Source organism: Lachnoclostridium sp. (genome assembly GCF_031997925.1).
In the GTDB taxonomy this organism is placed as follows: Bacteria; Bacillota; Clostridia; order Lachnospirales; family Lachnospiraceae; genus Lachnoclostridium.
In genome coordinates this window covers 1-17985 of the sequence record NZ_DAMADT010000050.1, presented here as the reverse complement: position 1 = coordinate 17985, position 17985 = coordinate 1, and the positions used below count along the sequence as shown (strand labels likewise).

General features: G+C 34.9%; 16 protein-coding genes, 2 tRNA genes and 2 pseudogenes. 2 read left to right on the top strand and 18 right to left on the bottom strand.

Annotation, left to right across the window (positions count from 1 at the left end; all coding sequences use genetic code 11):
- Positions 1–485: 485 nt before the first annotated feature.
- The 10 genes and pseudogenes from RTP52_RS19620 to RTP52_RS19575 form a co-directional block, all read right to left on the bottom strand.
- Positions 486–1562 carry an IS4 family transposase gene (locus RTP52_RS19620; RefSeq protein WP_312373051.1) on the bottom strand — a complete coding sequence of 359 codons (1077 nt, stop codon included), beginning with the start codon at positions 1560–1562 and terminating at the stop codon, positions 486–488.
- 200 nt (positions 1563–1762) lie between these two features.
- Positions 1763–2440: a hypothetical protein gene (locus RTP52_RS19615; RefSeq protein WP_312373049.1), complete on the bottom strand. Its 678-nt coding sequence runs from the start codon at positions 2438–2440 to the stop codon at positions 1763–1765.
- Positions 2433–2828 carry a hypothetical protein gene (locus tag RTP52_RS19610; protein WP_312373048.1) on the bottom strand — a complete coding sequence of 132 codons (396 nt, stop codon included), beginning with the start codon at positions 2826–2828 and terminating at the stop codon, positions 2433–2435. Before RTP52_RS19610 ends, RTP52_RS19615 begins: the two co-directional genes overlap by 8 nt.
- Positions 2818–3684 carry a ParA family protein gene (locus tag RTP52_RS19605; RefSeq protein WP_312373046.1) on the bottom strand — a complete coding sequence of 289 codons (867 nt, stop codon included), beginning with the start codon at positions 3682–3684 and terminating at the stop codon, positions 2818–2820. The genes RTP52_RS19610 and RTP52_RS19605 overlap by 11 nt, the downstream gene beginning before the upstream one ends.
- Before the next feature lie 187 nt (positions 3685–3871).
- The gene (locus RTP52_RS19600; protein ID WP_312373055.1) at positions 3872–4639 is read right to left on the bottom strand and encodes a sigma-70 family RNA polymerase sigma factor; all 768 of its coding nucleotides are present in this window, start codon (positions 4637–4639) and stop codon (positions 3872–3874) included.
- The gene (locus RTP52_RS19595; RefSeq protein ID WP_312373045.1) at positions 4639–4809 is read right to left on the bottom strand and encodes a hypothetical protein; all 171 of its coding nucleotides are present in this window, start codon (positions 4807–4809) and stop codon (positions 4639–4641) included. Before RTP52_RS19595 ends, RTP52_RS19600 begins: the two co-directional genes overlap by 1 nt.
- A gap of 80 nt (positions 4810–4889) precedes the next feature.
- On the bottom strand, positions 4890–5549 hold the full coding sequence (locus tag RTP52_RS19590; RefSeq protein WP_312373044.1) for a hypothetical protein: 660 nt from the start codon (positions 5547–5549) through the stop codon (positions 4890–4892).
- Between the two features lie 371 nt (positions 5550–5920).
- A pseudogene (locus tag RTP52_RS19585) lies at positions 5921–6486 on the bottom strand (terminase small subunit).
- Between the two features lie 79 nt (positions 6487–6565).
- Positions 6566–6910, bottom strand: coding sequence for a hypothetical protein (locus RTP52_RS19580; RefSeq protein ID WP_312373043.1), 345 nt, complete (start codon positions 6908–6910; stop codon positions 6566–6568).
- On the bottom strand, positions 6907–7161 hold the full coding sequence (locus tag RTP52_RS19575; RefSeq protein ID WP_312373042.1) for a hypothetical protein: 255 nt from the start codon (positions 7159–7161) through the stop codon (positions 6907–6909). The genes RTP52_RS19580 and RTP52_RS19575 overlap by 4 nt, the downstream gene beginning before the upstream one ends.
- A 106-nt stretch (positions 7162–7267) precedes the next feature.
- Here RTP52_RS19575 and RTP52_RS19570 point away from each other — a divergent pair, with 106 nt between their 5' ends.
- Entirely contained in the window at positions 7268–7777 is a 510-nt protein-coding gene (locus RTP52_RS19570; protein ID WP_312373041.1) for a tyrosine-type recombinase/integrase, read from the top strand.
- Complete coding sequence (locus tag RTP52_RS19565; RefSeq protein ID WP_312373053.1) at positions 7747–8100, top strand: tyrosine-type recombinase/integrase; 354 nt, start codon at positions 7747–7749, stop codon at positions 8098–8100. The genes RTP52_RS19570 and RTP52_RS19565 overlap by 31 nt, the downstream gene beginning before the upstream one ends.
- 153 nt (positions 8101–8253) lie before the next feature.
- Here RTP52_RS19565 and RTP52_RS19560 read toward each other — a convergent pair.
- From RTP52_RS19560 to ilvD, 8 genes and pseudogenes are all read right to left on the bottom strand, one after another.
- A tRNA-Thr gene (locus RTP52_RS19560) sits at positions 8254–8326 on the bottom strand.
- 36 nt (positions 8327–8362) lie between these two features.
- A tRNA-Pro gene (locus tag RTP52_RS19555) sits at positions 8363–8436 on the bottom strand.
- 253 nt (positions 8437–8689) lie between these two features.
- Complete coding sequence (locus RTP52_RS19550; RefSeq protein ID WP_312373040.1) at positions 8690–9559, bottom strand: DegV family protein; 870 nt, start codon at positions 9557–9559, stop codon at positions 8690–8692.
- Positions 9560–9589: 30 nt separating this feature from the next.
- Positions 9590–10423 carry a DegV family protein gene (locus tag RTP52_RS19545; RefSeq protein WP_312102614.1) on the bottom strand — a complete coding sequence of 278 codons (834 nt, stop codon included), beginning with the start codon at positions 10421–10423 and terminating at the stop codon, positions 9590–9592.
- A gap of 308 nt (positions 10424–10731) precedes the next feature.
- Entirely contained in the window at positions 10732–11958 is a 1227-nt protein-coding gene (locus RTP52_RS19540) for a 6-phosphofructokinase (RefSeq protein ID WP_312373038.1), read from the bottom strand.
- 345 nt (positions 11959–12303) lie between these two features.
- Positions 12304–13665, bottom strand: coding sequence for an NCS2 family permease (locus RTP52_RS19535; RefSeq protein ID WP_312373037.1), 1362 nt, complete (start codon positions 13663–13665; stop codon positions 12304–12306).
- A 570-nt stretch (positions 13666–14235) separates the two neighbouring features.
- A pseudogene (ilvB, locus tag RTP52_RS20485) lies at positions 14236–15921 on the bottom strand (biosynthetic-type acetolactate synthase large subunit).
- 130 nt (positions 15922–16051) lie between these two features.
- Positions 16052–17725: a dihydroxy-acid dehydratase gene (ilvD, locus tag RTP52_RS19525; protein WP_312373036.1), complete on the bottom strand. Its 1674-nt coding sequence runs from the start codon at positions 17723–17725 to the stop codon at positions 16052–16054.
- Between the last annotated feature and the right edge of the window lie 260 nt (positions 17726–17985).

The following is a 17985-nucleotide window of genomic DNA, read 5'->3' as shown; positions in this document are numbered from 1 at the left end:
CACACTCGGGACTTGCACCCGCTAGAGCCCGCCCATGGCGGGCAAACTAGAAAAACGACCACACAAATATGTGTGGCCTTTCACCAGCACTTCATTTTAGATATTTGACCTGTCTACTTGACAGGCAATGTCATTAAGTTAAGTAGTTAAGAGTAGGATAATGTATTAAAAAATGGTGAACGCAATGATAGGTGTTCACCATTTTTATGATTTAAACATTCCAAAAGCAGATGACGTATAAGCCATCTGTACAACATGCAGATATGAGAAGTGTTGTTAAGAAATTCTATATGCAAACCCGATAGCATTTTTAATATTTTGATATCTTTTAAATATTCTACCAGGACGTATTGGTGACATAAATTTTTGCACGATTTTCAAGAGACCTCTTTCAGAAATTTTGCCCTTGAAATACTGATAACAAAAATGTACCGCTTTAGTGAAGTTAATTCTTTTATGTTCTGAATGTTCTATTTGATAAGATATTAAACTGCAAAATTGTACATAATTAACTTTGAAAAAATTTCTTGAAGTATAAAATCTTGCTTTTTACTATGAATGCTAGCTAATCCAACATCATATTTTAATTCTTTGAATGAAGTTTCGATACCCCATCGCATTTTATATAATTCTTTCAAAACTTCAGCAGGAAATTCATTCGCAGGTAAATTTGTGAATACCGTTTCATAAGTAGTATCTGAAATTTTAAATCGAACAATTCTAAATTTCAAATCATACATCTTGTTTTCTCTAGGTAATAAGTAATCAAAAGTTGTATGAGGTTGAATCCAACGATATCTATCAGGATTTTCTTTAATCAATGCCATTGTATCTTTCGTTTTTCTCCGAGTAAGGGTGATGGTGGTTTCTTTATCGAATTCATCACTATCAGGAATTTCATATTTAATACCGTATGATTCTTTTGAACGTATAATATAATTCCAATTCTTCTCTTGAAAATGCGCAATATTATTAAAAGATTCATATCCTCTATCAGCTATAACAATAACATTTCCAGTTGTTTCAGATTTTTCAATCATTGACACCAGAGCCTTATGTTCATTCATACCTTTTTTACTTTGTATTGAAGCATCAACATAAATATGTTGCATCAAATCATACATAGCATCAAGATGAAGAAGGTTATATCCTTTAGTATTATCGTCATTTTTGATATGAGAATTATCGTCATTTTTATTTTTAGGTAATCTAATATCAGATCCATCTACAGCCAAAAGACGATATTCTTTAAATAAAATCTTCTCGTCACATTGTTTAACCATTTCTCTAAAAATATATTCCATAGCTTTAGATGAGATTTTCTTCCTTTGCTGAACAAAGGCAGAAACAGATGCGGTATCTTCTGCATAATTGAACCAATCGTATATTTCTTTACATAAGCTATTTCCACCCATGCCAATCATCATTTTTATGATTGTTTTAAATGATAGTTTTCGATTCCTCGTAAAGTCCTTTGATGGATTATGTAAAAATTCAGATGGATCATCTGATAAAGAACTTATTATGTGTGAAAGTATTTCTTTTACTTCAGTTGGTTTCATATGCGTTCCTCCCTCGAATCTTTATATTTCAAGGGCGGAGCCGCAAATTTTTTACTATTTGTCAAGTGTTTTTTTATATAACTAGTAAATATGAAAATAGAACGTTTACAACTACTTTTATCGATGTAAGCGTTCTATTTTTCTTAACTTAATGACATTGACTTGACAGGGGGCATATCACATACGGTAGGTGCTTAATTTTAGCTTTGTAAACCCTCTGTTATAATTTTGTACATTTTTTTCCTTAAGGTCGTTTCCATGCTAAGTCTTTCAGAAACTGTAAGATCATCATATTTTACATTGAAAATGATATTCATTAGCTTATTATAAATTTTTTCAATATCATTTAGATCTTTAATAATACTAGCAACAAAAAGATTATCACTAACAATAATGTTTTTTAAATATCTAAAGCTATCAATATTATCGGTTGTCGTTTTATCATGTATGTCATTCGAATATTTAGCATAGTAAGTATATATTTTTTTCAATTCATTTTCAACATCACTTATATCTAAGTCCTTAAAGAACTCTTTAATTGTACGATATTTTGTACTATTAATAGAGTTTATATCTATGTTGTTATAAATAGAATAAAAAAATTTTAACAGCTGTTCAATGCTATAACGCATACAAGAATTTATACCTATCCCATCATTTAATGGGGTATATAACAATAATTTATTTATACCTATTTTATATCTTTGTAAAAAAACTAATTTTTTCTTGTTTAAATAAATAGTATTTACATTAATATACTTAAGATATAAATCTGTCATAAAATTGTTTTCACATACTATACAATGTAAATTAGAAAAATCATTATGTATTTTAGCATACGGGAAGAATTTATTAATAAACTGTGCATAATTAACCATTTCTTGAATACCGCTTTGAAAGTTCTGACATATAATTTCCTTTATTATTTTTATTCTTACTTAACTCTACATTATGAGCTTCATTTTCATCTACACTTAGCTCTAATTGCTTTCTGACACCAGATAACATTTTAAGAAGATTTTCTCTATCTGCAACTTCTATATAACGTATGATTTTCCCTAATAAAATTGTTCTGCTCTTGAATACATATGGCTTGAATGATAAATTAATTTTTTCTAAGAATTCAATAATTTCCTTGTTGTTTCGAAATACTTCTTTTGATAATATCATATAAGTAATTACTGAATACATGTCAAATCTTAATATATCACTATTGTTTTGGATTTCCATATTAATTATTCTTTTCATTAATACCTTATTCTCCATTATAGCTCTCCACCTTTACAATAAATTCCATACATATTTTATTAAGATTATTATACATATTTTTATCTTTTCTGTCTATTATAAATGTATGCAATTGAGATGAGATAACCTTATCATACTTAATTAAGTAATTATCAAAACAGGTGATCCTATCCTCTAGTTCCTGCCTAATTTGTTCCATATTGCGAGACATTCCTGATGTCAGCATTAATGTCGATGGTATTTTTGTAAAGATAACACCCAAATTATCTAATGGTTTGAACATAAAATTAGTTTTATATGACTTCTTCAATTGTTTTACTACATCTTCAAGAAGATTAACACCTAGCAAAGAATAAGCGTCCGGCACTACTGGCACAAAGTAAAAATCACTTGCTAATAAAGCAGCTATAGTATAGAACGAGTATGTTGGTGGACAATCAACAAAAATATAATCATATTCTTCTTTTATTTTATTTTCATCTATGAAATTAGTTAGGCGCTGCTCAGCTGCTCCACTTCCTGTTTCTCTTTCCATAAATATTGTATGCAGCTCTCCTGGTATTATGTGTAAATTTTCATTTAGCTTAAAAATAACATCCTTGCTCTCAACACCTTCTAAATTTCCTTTACCTGGTGAAAATACTTTTTCTATGGATGGTATTTCACTCTTTTTTGTAATAATCTCCTCTTTATCATACCCTAATATTTTAAACTTTTCAAAAAATGATTGTGTACAATTTGATTGTGGATCAATATCAATTACTAATACACTTTTATTTAATTTTGTAGTTAAAAAGAATGCTATTTCCTTGCATAGTGTAGTTTTGCAAACTCCACCTTTCATATTTAAAAAAGATATAATCTTTCTACTCATACTTTACACTCCCCTTAATATGGCATTATTATTTCATATACTACCATATAATTCCTTATTATTCAACATAAAAAGACACAGAGGAGATCCTGATGCCTATAGAAGATTAGAAAGAATGTACTAGATACAAACTTTCTAGCTTGATCATAACATGTGGCTAAAGTAACTTTTAAATAATTAGGTTTTCTTAGGGAGTGGTTTCAACCCACCCCATCCGTACAGCATACTGCAGCTCTTTCTTATCCAAGGCACTATAACGCTCACATTCACACCACAGCTTTACCCTGTTAGCACTAAATGGCTTATCTGCATCCCATATCCCTAATTCAGTAACTAACTGCCTTATCTTGCGGTTTCTTCTTAAGTGCATAAAGGCCGCACTCTCGCTCTGTCTGACTGCTTGCCTAGTTATATTCAATATCTCGCCTATCTCTTCCAGTGTGAACCCATTAACAAAGCGATAACGTAGTATATCGGTCATTCTTTCATTTTTCAATGCCTGGTTAATCATTTCCCATAGTAGATCATGCAGCTGTTCACCCCCTACCTTTTCCACCACTTCACCTTCCAGATCAGTATCGCAAGCCACAGTATCCGTATAATTCATATTCTCATCCTCACCGCCTGTCACCGGTGCATCAAGGCTCTTGATATTCTCCTGGAACATAAAGCACTGTAGCTGTATCACAGCATTATCCGATATGTAAAGCCACTGGGCATACTCCTGAATCGTCGGTTCTCTGTTAAAGTTCTGCAGATAATGGGCGGTCATCTGATTATATCGATATATTTCAGTCTGTTTATGTACCGGTATTCGGATTACCTTTCCGCACTTATCTAAAAAGCTTTTCACAGATTGTCTTATCAAAGGGGTTGCATAAGTACTGAACAATGCACCCTGATCAGGATTGAAGTTCTCTACTGCCTTAATTAACCCAAAATAGGCTTCGTTCATCAATTATCCATCTCGATGATTGGAAGGCTGTCATAACCACTCTGACAAGCGTAGCGGTATCTCTTAACTATGGAAAAGATTAAACCTTTATTCTGCAGATAGAGTTGCTCAATATTCCTGGCCGGATCTATTCCTTGTTGGATCTGCTGTACTAATTCTTCATTGCTCATAATATCAACTCCCTCCTTTTGAGTACAAAAAAACTACCAACTAAATATTGATAGTTGGTAGTAGTTCATTCACATAAATATTATTTTTTATTATCTCTTTTTCTTGTAAATAATTTATTTTTTGACAATGGAAGTATCTTGGATTCCGTATTATTTTGCACAGTCTTAGCGTAGTGATTTTGCTCTATGATAATGTATATACCTCTACAATACAAATAAGTATTATTCAATACTTTAACCATTTGACTATTAAGAGTTAAAAACCAACCAACGAAAAGCAGTGTAATTAATAAAATTGCGCTAAAATACATATTAGTACCTATGGTAATTTTGTCAAATTCGGCTATGAATAAAACTATAATAAATAACAGAATTCCATATAATCTTAAGAAAAATCGATGTGTTTCTTTGCTTGAATTGAATGTTAATCTATTTTTTTTCATTTTTTTTATAATTGACGTTTTGTATTTATAACAACTAAGTATTAATACAATAATACAAAATATGCAACAAATTAAATCAAGATTTATATTCAGCTTAAATATGCTAAAATACACAAAAAGAAAAGAACCTAATGACGTAAATAGTAGTAACTTTTCCACTATATTATATACATTACCATTTACTTCATACTTGGCTTTTTCCCAGTCGTTTTTTAATAAAAGCGATAATAACATAATAAGTATAGATTTATATTTATTAAATTCATCTAATGATATCGCTAACTCAATTTTTTCCATAACCGCCCAAATACATGAATCTTTCTCAAAATCAATATCATCTATTAATCCATAAGCATTAATTCTGACTTTCAGTTTAGTTACTACTTTGCCAATTGTAAATGGTGTAGACTTGAATGCCTGGTAGCTATGAAAGTAAAAAGAGTAGCTATAATTCCCGATGTCACGATACCACTAATTATACTCTCGATATTCATATATTCCTCCAATATAATAATAAGAAATATTTTACACCATTTTCTACCAATTATCAATATTTAGTTGTTAATGTTCGTTAATTACCTTTTATTTCGCCAGTTAAACTGTTTCGATATCGAAACCGAACTATATACCTGAGATCTACGGTCAATGTTGTGCGACGTCGCACCTCCCTACTCCCTATTCCTTAGCTGTGTGATAATTCCATCAGGCTTACTCTTTTCTTCGCTAAGGCCAGTTATCTCCACCTTATCCTTAAACATTCCTAAATGACGGCCAAGGAGCTCTAAGGCTCTTACCTTATCGCAAGAGGCAACTTCTATACCGTACTTTCCTTCCTTGATACTTGCTATGGCCTTACGCTTATCTTCCGTAAGCTTATCTGTTGGTATCAATTCAACAGCTTTGTATGTTCTTATCTGACCAGTATCCGGATCTACAACATAGCTATTGTTCAATATCAGGGGTCTTTCAACTACATGAGTAAAATCGGTACCATTGGCAAATGCTATCGTAGCTAGTTCATTAATAACCATATCTGCAGTAATACCAGTACACTTACTTCGTTCTTCCATTGCTTTCGTGATAGCTACTGAAACTGAAGTTTTCTGAGTTGTTGATACCCAACTTGTTCTGCTGTTTTAACTGAATATCCTGCTCTAATGGCCGCCTGAGTGACGTTAAGATCAACCAAATATTCATTCACAAATGCTTCTTGTTTGGCTGTTAGTTTAGCCATCAGTCCACCTTCTTTCATAAAACTATTTATATATTCAAAAGCCCCATACACCCGGTTAAGAGCGTATAGGGCGTATAATTTACTGAATCAGTGAAAGATCATCTGCTAATCTTGTATTAACAAAGTCGGCCATACTGTCCATACTAAAAGCTATTGAGCTTGAACCTAAGAGCTGATAACCTGTATTCATTCCAGTTGCTGTCATACTTGGACTTAAATATAAATCCACATTATTCCTTAATTCTCCTAATAACTTTTTATTATATTCTCTGTTATCATCTGGAATAAGCCCCATAAACTCCACTGCCTGTTCGTTCTTAGGAAGGATATTTTTAATAGTAGCCATGGCATTGAAGTCATCCTTATATGTTTCAATGATGTTCTGCATATCATCACGGTCATGTATAGCTCCAGATTCAATCATCTTAATAACGTTCCTAATCCAATCTGGTATCCTGCATCTGACAACCTACCGGCACTGCTTGATTTCCACTTCTCCGATAAAGAAGCCAGACCATTATCAATGGCGGCAATAGCCCTATCATGATAAAGTTGTACTACTGGCTTAAACTCTTCCATTATCCGTCCAATAGTCTGCTCTCTACCAATGTCGGTGTAAGTAGCACTCTTTTGCACTTCTGCGGCCTTTGTCTGAACGGCGTTGTACCTGTCCACAGAGCTTTTATAACAATCTCCTTGAAGATGGAATTCGGAAAAGGATGGAAAATCTGGGGGATATAGTCATAACACAATCAAGAAACTTCATACTATACTAAGCAGCATGTTAGCAACTGCAGTTCAATGGCAGCTCATAGAAAGAAATCCTTGTGACAGAGTTTCCCCACCAAAGCAGAGCAGTAAGAAATATACTCCAAAACACTTCACACTGGAACAAGCTGAATCATTCCTAAATGCTCTTGAAATGGAATATGTGACAGAGTATAAGGCACATTCCAGAATAGATGATACTGGGAAGAAATACAACGTTGGAACATATACCGAAACTAGGTCCATCCCAACACAATTTAAAGTTTTCTTTAATATTGCTATCTTTGGTGGATTAAGAAAATGTGAAGTTCTTGCATTAACATGGGATGATATAGATTTTACTAATAACACTGTAAATATAAATAAAGATACTGTATACACCAATAAAGAAGTGATAACAAAGGATCCTAAGAATGTTACCTCAAACCGTACTATCAAGCTCCCTCGTTCAGTTATTGATCTAGTAAAACGTTATAAAGTAGAACAAGCTGAATACCGTCTATCTATCGGGACCAGTGGTTAGATAACAATCTCCTATTTGTTCAGTGGAACGGAAAACAAATGCACCCTTGCACTCCGTACAGTACATTCAAGGATATTATTAAGAAATACAATAAGTCTGTAGAGAAAGAAGCAGATAAGCTACCTGACATTCCCTTGCATGGTCTTAGGCACACAAGTGCAACTCTTCTGATTTCGGATAACGTAGATATTAGAACAGTATCAACACGACTAGGACATGCTCAAACGAGCACAACAATGAATATTTATGCCCATGCACTAGAGAAGATGGATGAAAAGGCTGCGGATAGCCTAGAAGATATGTTTCAAAGAAAAATAAAATAATATCGAAAGCCTTGCTAAAATAGAGCAGTGCTTTTTACTTTTTACGTATATTAGTCCCCAAATAGTCCCCAAGGCATGAAAAAAGCACCCTCTTCCAGGTGCTAACACTTTTATCTAATGGCTATAACCATTGATTTTACTGTATTTCTTAAAAGCCGTTAATCGGAATCGAACCGATGACCTATTCATTACGAGTGAATCGCACTACCGACTGTGCTATAACGGCATGATATTATGATATGATTTAAAATTAAACCCATCGTCGAGGCGACAAGATTCGAACTTGCGGCTTCTACGTCCCGAACGTAGCGCTCTACCAAACTGAGCCACGCCTCGAATTGTGACTGCTGTATGTACAAGGAAAAAGAAGCAGGTCGCTATGATATTATGCTACAATTTATTTTAATTGTCAAGACCAAAAAATGTAAAAAAGAAGTCCTAATAAAGAAAATAATAGCCCTAACAAAAGAAATTAACAGCCCCTAAAAAGGAAATTATCACGATAACATTAGATAAAACCAAGGAAGATAGTATCTTATCTCCTTGGTTCTCTCATACAATTATATTATAAAAATAACATAAGTTTTGATTAACGATGCTCTCCCATATAACAAATACCGATTGCCCCAGGACCGGAATGAGCTCCGATACTTGGACTTACTGTATTCACAACGATGTTGTCGATATGTAGCTTTTCTTTTATAAGATTTACTAAGAAATTAGCATCCTCTTCGACATCTCCGTGAACCACACAAATTACATTTTGTTCATTCTGATATTTGCCCATAGTAGACAGCATATTATCCACTAATGTAGCAAGTGATTTCTTTCTTCCGCGTGTTGTTCCATTGGACACAAGTTGACCTTCGTTATTTACCACTAAGATAGGTTTAATATTAATCATAGATCCTACTATCGCTGTAGCTTTAGAAACTCGACCACCTCTATGAAGATGATATAAATCATCTACAGTAAATTGCACACAGAATTCTAATTTATGCGCTTCTATCCATGCTGCTACTTCATCAATACTCTTTCCCTGTTCTCTCATCGCGACAGCTTTCATAATAACCATGCCTTGACCTAAGGAAACATTAAGGGAATCAATTACAATAATCTTAGCACCTTCATTTTCCTCACAAATTTCCTGTGCACCTACCATAACGTTGTTACAGCCACCGCTTAGTGCGGATGAAAAGCTAATATGAAGAACATCATACCCCTCATTTACATAATTCTGAAAGGTTTCACGAATTACGGCTGGATTACTTGCCATAGTAGTTGGCATAATACCTGCACGCATTTTATCATAGAATTCCTTCGCAGATAATAAGTTGTCCTCCCCGTAAGTTATGCCTTCTAGATCGTAATAATGCGAGATAATACCAATTTTTTTCTCTTTAATGTAGGATGGCAATAAATCCGAATTTGAATCTGTTGTAATGACAAACTCTTTCATTTGGTCCCTATCCTTTCCTTTCTCTCCCGATTAGTAACAAACAATGATGCCGCCTTCATTTGCATATAAGCTAGAAATACCGCCCGTGTTTGCTATAAAACATTTTGCAAAAGGAATACACTTCATAATTTCTTCTTTTACAAATATTGCACGTTCAAAATTATTACAGTGTGAAATGCCAAGAACACGGTTCTTTGCATCAGTCACATCCTCTTCCATATATTTTACCATCTTTAGTAGTGCTTTTTCAATCCCACGAGCCTGATCAATTTTAATAATATTTCCATCGTCAGATCCCATAATAGGTTTAATATTGAGTGCACTGCAAATTACAGCGGTTAAATTACTTAATCTACCATTCTTTCTTAACGTATCTAAGGTCTCTAATACAAACTTCGTCTTTAAACTATCACGAAATTCATTGACTTTGGATACTACATCAGAGAAGGAAAATCCTTTTTCAATTAACTCTTGAATCTTCATTACGATAAGAGTCTGGCCAATCGATGCAGATTTGGAATCAAATACTTCGATATTTTTATTTGGATGGTCTTCTAAATATAACTTTTTAGCAAGTTCCGCACTATTATAGGAACCACTTAAACGAGAGGATAAGGTTACCACATAAATATCTTCTGCTTCATCAAAATGAGACATATAACCGTCTGGAGACGGACAGGATGATTTCGGACAATTCTTACTTTCGTTCATTTTTCGTAAAAAATCAATCTGATTAAATGTCTCGTCGTCAATGATGTTTTCTTCATCTATTTGAATGGACAATGCTATTTTTATAATATGTTCATCCTGTTGTAACTCCACTGGTAAATCAGTACAACTGTCGCATAAAATTCTATAAGACATAATAGTCCTCCTGTCAATTGTAAATATTGTGATGATGTCTTTATCACGTAGTAATTATCTATCGCATTACGTAGTTTTAAATACCATATAATATCATATCATAGTTCTTTCATTTTGAAAAGTGAAAATTTTAGAAACAAAAAGCCACTCTGCCTAATTGCTGCGCAAATTCTTATAAATTAAAAAAGCAATAGAAAGCTCGTTAATGTGCTTCCTATTGCTTACTTAATTGCTTTTAACAGAACTTATTATTATTTTGGGTAAAAAAATGAACTCTATTCATTTTTTTATTACTTCCCATGAAAAGATTACTCCTCGCAATATAAATGTCTTGGAAGCCCCTCTACCATAATAGGAGTAAGTTCTGCCTGAATTAATGGTCTTGCATAATTTATGAATTCCTGTGTTACAAAATAATTTGGAACATCAATCCATTCCATAGGTACACGTTTTTCAACGTTAGCAATCGCATTAATATCATAGATGTCGGTTGTACACTGATATGGTTCATCACAAACACGTTTTAAGATAATCATCTTACCAGTCACACCTTCAAAAGCTGCTTTTACTGCTGCACCACCAACTTGGAATGCTTCCGAAATATCCGTACGGGATACAATATGAGAAGCACAACGTTGTAATGTATTAAATTCAATAGCACGTGTTTTGCAGCCAAGCTCACCAGCCACTAAGCTAGCTAATACACGGCCTGTACCAGAAAGTTGCTTATGTCCAAACGCATCGACACTAGCATTTGCATCCCCAACCTCACAAAGATATCTACCATCTGCAAAACGAACACCCTCTGAAACAGCAATCACAACAGACTTCTTTCGCTTTTGAATTTCATCCACTTTTCGTATAAAGTCTTTTGAATCAAATGGAACCTCCGGAAGAAGAATCATATCCGGTCCTTCGCAATCTTCACTCTTAGCAAGAGCAGCCGCACCAGTTAACCATCCGGCATTTCTACCCATGATTTCTAAAATAGTAACGCTCTTAATATCATAAACTAATCCATCACGTATCACTTCTTTTGTAATCGAAGCAATGTATTTTGCAGCACTGCCATAACCAGGAGTATGATCCGTTGCAGCTAAGTCATTATCGATCGTTTTTGGTACACCCATAAAACGAATCTGACTACCTGTCATTTCTGCATACTCTGATAATTTCTTGATGGTATCCATGGAATCATTTCCACCAATATAGAAGAAATACTCAATGTTTAATTCATGAAGCTTTTGAAAGATGGTTTCATAAACTTCTTTGTTATCGGAAACTTCAGGAAGCTTATATCTGCATGAACCAAGGTAAGAGGAAGGTGTACGCTTTAGTAACTCGAGGTCGAGATTACTCTTAATATGATCGGATAAGTCAACAATCTGTCCATTAAGAAAGCCCTGAATACCATGTTGCATACCATAGACTTTATTTGCTCCACGATCCTTTGCTGTTTTGTATACCCCCGCCAAACTTGAATTAATAACCGCTGTCGGTCCTCCAGACTGACCAACAATGACATTGCCACTCATGTAATTGCCTCCTCATTTTTAGTTGGGTCCCATTTAGGTACCATAACACGCTGTATGGAATTTGCACTCTATGTACAAATTGCACAATTTTGCGCAATTGCGCTCACTACGAGATTATAGCAGATGATTTTTTATAATACAACATAAAAAGAGTGTTAAATAATAAACTTATCATGCACTTTTAACAAAAAACTATTCTGTATTTCACTTTTTAATGATTTGTATTATGTCTTTGACTTAAAAACCTGTTAATGTTAAAAACATAGAAACAGAGTTACGGATAGCAAATATGCCAATTCGTAACCCCGCTATTTCTTAATAGAAATGTGAAACTATATACTTTTATTATAATAATGCTAAAATTACGAAGTTTGCAATAAATAAGGCTGTTGCCACCCAAAGTACTGGCGTTACCTCTTTCACTTTTCCCTTCACACATTTCACAATAATATAGAAGATAAACCCTCCTGCAATACCATAGGAGATACTATAGCAAAGAGCCATGAAGGCGCCTGCAAAGAACGCTGGTATAGCTTCCTCTAAGTTATCCCAATCTACCTGCTTAAATGCGGAAAGCATCATAACACCAACAATAATAAGAGCTGGAGCGGTAGCTGCAAAAGGAATTGCGCTCACATATGGAGCAAAGAAAGCACTAACTGCAAACAAAATAGCTACCACTACACTGGTTAAACCGGTACGTCCACCTGCATTAATACCTGCTGCACTTTCTACGTAAGTAGTAGTATTTGAAGTACCAAAGATAGCACCAATGCTTGTTGCAGTAGCATCTGCAAATAAAGCCTTGTCCATCTTGGATTTAAAGCCTGCTCCGCTTTCTAATGCCTCTTCATCCTCTTTCGAGAAAATTCCTGTTTTACGACCAGTTCCAATAAAAGTTCCGATGGTATCAAATGTATCTGATAAACTAAATGCAAAGATTGTCATTAATACAAGAGGAATTCTGCTTGCATCTGAAAATAAATGCTGAATACCATCTTTACCAAATGCAGCACCAAAAGTTTCTGGTAACTGACTGAGTGCTTCACTAAAACTTATCGTATCTGCTGTCTTAGTTACGCCAAAGGGAATACCAAGTAGTGTAGTTACAACAATACTGATAAAGATAGCACCCTTAACGTTTAATAATAGTAAAATAACAGTAAGTACAAGTCCAACTACAGTTAAAATAACGGTTGGATTATTAAAAGTTGCAATGCTTGGAACAAGTGGATCACCAACAAAGGTAACAAGTCCTGAATTAACAATTGCTATATATGCTACGAAAATCCCAATACCACCACCAATTGCATGCTGTAAGCTTTCTGGTATGGATTTGATAATTAACTTACGAAGTTTTGTTACTGTGATAAAAATATTAAATAAACCACAGATAAATACCATTGCCAAAGCTTCCTGCCAGCTAAACTTAAGACCAAAACATACGGTAAATACGAAAAATGCATTTAAGCCCATACCCGGTGCCTGTGCATATGGAACATTAGCAACAAGTCCCATAATTAATGTTCCGACGATAGATGCTAAAATAGTTGCTAAAAATACTGCTCCCCATGGCATTCCAGTCTGTGATAACATTCCTGGGTTTACTGTGATAATGTACGCCATTGCAAAGAATGTAGTGAAACCTGCTATTACTTCTGTACGCACGTTTGTGTTGTTCTGCTTTAATTTAAAAAAGCGTTCCATAAATACTTCCTCCTATTATAATTTTTTCAAGGAGCTTTACTCCTTAACAGGGTACCCCTGTTTGAATCATAAAAAAACATAAGTATAGCAATGAAATTGACCAAAACATACTTCCATTGCTAAATATCAACAGCGTTCCTACCGCTGTTTCCCTATAAATATTATAAATATACACTTTATGCATCACTGAATGCATATTTGCACAGTTCGACATTTCTCAACACACGCTCATTTTACCAATACCAATCTATCCTGTCAAGCACTAAAACACAGGATATTAAAATAATAATACTTTAGTTTTCATTTTGCCCTAATTGCTATGATGACTGATTTTACAGTGCTTTCTAGTAATTATTTCAGCTAATCTTATTTATAAGTAATACTTATTTATCTCAGAAATATTCTAACCCAATTGAATATTTTTGCAATTAAAAACCCGCATTGCAGATTTTCCTCAGCAATGCGGGATGTAATTTTATTCATATATTATTTTACTAATGATACCTTTTTATATTTGCGGAAAGCTTATTCATATGCTTTTTAATGTATCTTGGATTAATTCCTTTCATTCTAATTCCTTTTGTCAAGATCATCTTCATTGAAACATTCCTCAATGGCAGCACCAGGTGCAACCATAGGCCATACTTTATCATCATTATCAATGATACAGTCTATTACGACTGGTTCGTTTAAAGAAAGTGCTTCTTTTAATACAGATTCCACTTCTTCTTTTTTAGTAATTCGGAAAGCCTTTGCCCCCATAGCTTCTGCTAACTTTACAAAATCTACTTTATCATTCAGAATCGTTTGAGAATAGCGTCTTCCATAGAAGAGTGTCTGCCACTGACGAACCATTCCAAGAACGTGATTATTAAATACTATCTGTATAATTGGAATATTGTATCTTGTCGCAGTTGCAATCTCGTTCATATTCATACGGAAACAACCATCTCCAGCAATATTAATTACTGTCTTATCAGGCATTCCGACTTTTGCTCCAAGACTTGCCCCTAAGCCGTACCCCATTGTTCCTAATCCACCCGAGGTAATAAATGTTCTAGGTTTTCTATATTGGATGTACTGTGCAGCCCACATCTGATGCTGTCCGACCTCAGTTGTAATAATCGCACTCTCACCTGCAAGTTCATCAATTTTTTCTAAGATATAAGGACCTGTTAATACATTATCCTGATAACTTAATGGATGTTTTTTCTTACTTTCTTCCACTTTTCTCATCCATTCTTCATGTGATTGTTGTTCTAACTTCTCATTAAGTAAACGAAGAACTGCTTTTACATCTCCAATCAACCGTTTGTCAATGAAAACATTCTTATTAATCTCAACCGGATCGATATCAATATGTATCTTCTTCGCATTTTGTGCAAACCTTGTAGCATTTCCAGTTACTCGGTCACTAAAACGCGTTCCGATTGCTATAAATAAATCACATTCCGTAACACTAAAATTCGAAGTTTTTGTACCATGCATTCCAAGCATACCAGTATACCTTTTATGATTCCCTGGAAAAGCACCTTTTCCCATCAAAGAATCAGTAACTGGACAATCTAAGAGCTCTACAAATTCCATCAACTCTTTTTCTCATCCTGATATGATAGCACCGCCTCCTACGAATACCATAGGTTTCTTACAGCCACGAAGTAAGTTTAAAGTCTCCTCCATATCTTTGCTTGTTACTTTTAGGTATTCATCATAGGTGATCTCTTCTGGTTCAGCTTTTGTATATTCATATTTTGCTGCTGTAACATCCTTTGTAATATCAATTAAAACAGGACCTGGTCTTCCACTCTTTGCTATCTTAAATGCACGACGTATCGTATCAGCAAGTTTGGTTATATCTTTTATAATAAAATTATGTTTGGTAATTGGCATCGTGATTCCCGCAATATCAACCTCTTGAAAGCTGTCTTTACCAAGAAGAGGTACAGGAACGTTACCTGTAATTGCAACCATAGGAACGGAATCCATATAAGCGGTTGCGATACCGGTTACTAAATTCGTTGCGCCCGGACCTGACGTTGCAAGACATACACCGACTTTTCCGGTTGCTCGTGCATAGCCATCCGCAGCATGGGAAGCCCCCTGTTCATGGGAAGTTAAAATATGTCTTATCTCGTCCTGATGACGATAAAGCTCATCATAAATGTTAAGTACCTGACCACCTGGATATCCAAATATGGTGTCAACGCCTTGTTCTTTCAAGCACTCGATTAATATTTGAGAACCGGTTAATAACATACTGCACCTCTTTCTATAGTATCATTTTTTTCAATTCTTTAAACAGTCAGCGAAGAACGATACTTTCGCGTTCTTTCACAAAATACGGTCACAAACACTCCTATTAGTAAATTTCATCTCTACTCTTATCTTACTTAACACGTGGAACTTCTAAAATTGCGCCACGATTTCCTGAGGTAACCATAGCAGTATAACGTGCAAGGTATCCAGTCGTAACCTTTGGCTCTCTTGGACTCCAATTGGCTCTTCTTCGTTCTAGCTCCTCGTCTGATACTACGAAGTTTAGAGAATTATTCGGTATATCAATTTTGATAATATCTCCTTCCTCAATGAGAGCAATATTACCACCAACCGCTGCTTCCGGTGATACATGACCTATCGATGCACCTCTGGATGCACCTGAGAAACGACCATCTGTAATTAATGCGACAGAAGCACCAAGTCCCATACCTGCAATAGCAGAGGTAGGGTTTAGCATTTCTCTCATACCAGGTCCACCTTTTGGTCCTTCATATCGAATGATAACGACATCCCCCGCAACAATTTTTCCACCCTTAATTGCATCGATTGCATCCTCTTCACAATCGAATACTCTTGCAGGACCTTCATGCACCATCATCTCAGGTGCTACAGCAGAGCGTTTTACTACACCGGAATCTGGTGCCAGATTACCCTTTAACACTGCTATCCCACCAGTTTGACTATATGGATTTTCAATTGGACGAATTGTATCAGGGTCTTTATTTACACAGCCTTCGATATTCTCCTTAATGGTCTTACCGGTACAAGTAATTAAATCAGTATACAATAAGCCCTTCTTATCAAGCTCATTCATAACTGCATAGACACCGCCGGCTTCATTCAAATCTTCCATGTAAGTGTGACCAGCCGGAGCAAGGTGACATAAATTTGGGGTCTTTGCACTGATCTCATTTGCGATATCTACATTTAAATCAACTCCTGCCTCATGAGCAATTGCTGGTAGGTGTAACATACTGTTTGTAGAACAACCAAGTGCCATATCGATTGCCAGCGCATTAAGGAACGCCTTCTCGGACATGATATCTCTCGGACGAATATTTTTTTCAAAAAGCTCCATAATCTTCATACCGGCATGCTTTGCAAGTCGAATACGCTCAGAGTATACTGCAGGAATTGTACCATTTCCTTTCAATCCCATTCCTAAGCCTTCGGTTAAACAGTTCATACTATTTGCTGTATACATTCCAGAGCAAGATCCACAGGTTGGACAAACTTTATTTTCAAATTCTGATACTTCCTCATATGTCATCTTTCCAGCTGCATGAGCACCAACTGCCTCAAACATACTGCTAAGACTTCTCTTCTCTCCATAGACGCGGCCTGCAAGCATTGGTCCACCACTTACAAATATGGTAGGAATATTTACTCTTGCCGCTGCCATAAGTAAACCAGGAACATTCTTATCACAGTTTGGAACCATGACTAAAGCATCAAAACTATGTGCCATTGCCATTGCCTCTGTAGAATCGGCAATCAAATCCCTTGTTACTAGGGAATACTTCATACCGATATGTCCCATCGCAATGCCATCACATACTGCAATCGCTGGAAATACGATTGGTGTTCCTCCTGCCATCGCAACTCCTAATTTCACTGCTTCTACTATCTTATCCAAATTCATATGTCCTGGTACAATTTCATTATAAGAACTTACAATACCAATAAGTGGTTTTTCTAGTTCTTCCTTGGTTAATCCCAACGCATTAAATAAAGATCGATGAGGTGCCTGTTGCATCCCTTTGGTTACTGCATCACTTTTCATATCTCTACACACCTTTCTTTCTATAATTTCTTTATTCTTAATTTCAACCAATCACTACATTTCAAACATAACTTATAAGGACTTAATGGATACGCAAGACTATAAATTTAAGTCATAAATTAGAACAAACTTAGATTCCTAATGACTCTATCTTAAGTACGAATACATTCGTTTTGACAAACCCGCAAAATAAATTTACCCTTAGATAAATCGAGTAGGAGGAAATTTCCCTAACTGAGAAATTTCCGACCTCTCACACC

Coding starts and splice junctions, on each gene's coding strand:
- RTP52_RS19620 (WP_312373051.1), bottom strand. CDS start 1,562: ATGAAACCAACTGAAGTAAAAGAAATACTTTCACACATAATAAGTTCT.
- RTP52_RS19615 (WP_312373049.1), bottom strand. CDS start 2,440: ATGGTTAATTATGCACAGTTTATTAATAAATTCTTCCCGTATGCTAAA.
- RTP52_RS19610 (WP_312373048.1), bottom strand. CDS start 2,828: ATGGAGAATAAGGTATTAATGAAAAGAATAATTAATATGGAAATCCAA.
- RTP52_RS19605 (WP_312373046.1), bottom strand. CDS start 3,684: ATGAGTAGAAAGATTATATCTTTTTTAAATATGAAAGGTGGAGTTTGC.
- RTP52_RS19600 (WP_312373055.1), bottom strand. CDS start 4,639: ATGAACGAAGCCTATTTTGGGTTAATTAAGGCAGTAGAGAACTTCAAT.
- RTP52_RS19595 (WP_312373045.1), bottom strand. CDS start 4,809: ATGAGCAATGAAGAATTAGTACAGCAGATCCAACAAGGAATAGATCCG.
- RTP52_RS19590 (WP_312373044.1), bottom strand. CDS start 5,549: ATGGAAAAAATTGAGTTAGCGATATCATTAGATGAATTTAATAAATAT.
- RTP52_RS19580 (WP_312373043.1), bottom strand. CDS start 6,910: ATGATTGAATCTGGAGCTATACATGACCGTGATGATATGCAGAACATC.
- RTP52_RS19570 (WP_312373041.1), top strand. CDS start 7,268: ATGTTAGCAACTGCAGTTCAATGGCAGCTCATAGAAAGAAATCCTTGT.
- RTP52_RS19550 (WP_312373040.1), bottom strand. CDS start 9,559: ATGAAAGAGTTTGTCATTACAACAGATTCAAATTCGGATTTATTGCCA.
- RTP52_RS19545 (WP_312102614.1), bottom strand. CDS start 10,423: ATGTCTTATAGAATTTTATGCGACAGTTGTACTGATTTACCAGTGGAG.
- RTP52_RS19540 (WP_312373038.1), bottom strand. CDS start 11,958: ATGAGTGGCAATGTCATTGTTGGTCAGTCTGGAGGACCGACAGCGGTT.
- RTP52_RS19535 (WP_312373037.1), bottom strand. CDS start 13,665: ATGGAACGCTTTTTTAAATTAAAGCAGAACAACACAAACGTGCGTACA.
- ilvD (WP_312373036.1), bottom strand. CDS start 17,725: ATGAAAAGTGATGCAGTAACCAAAGGGATGCAACAGGCACCTCATCGA.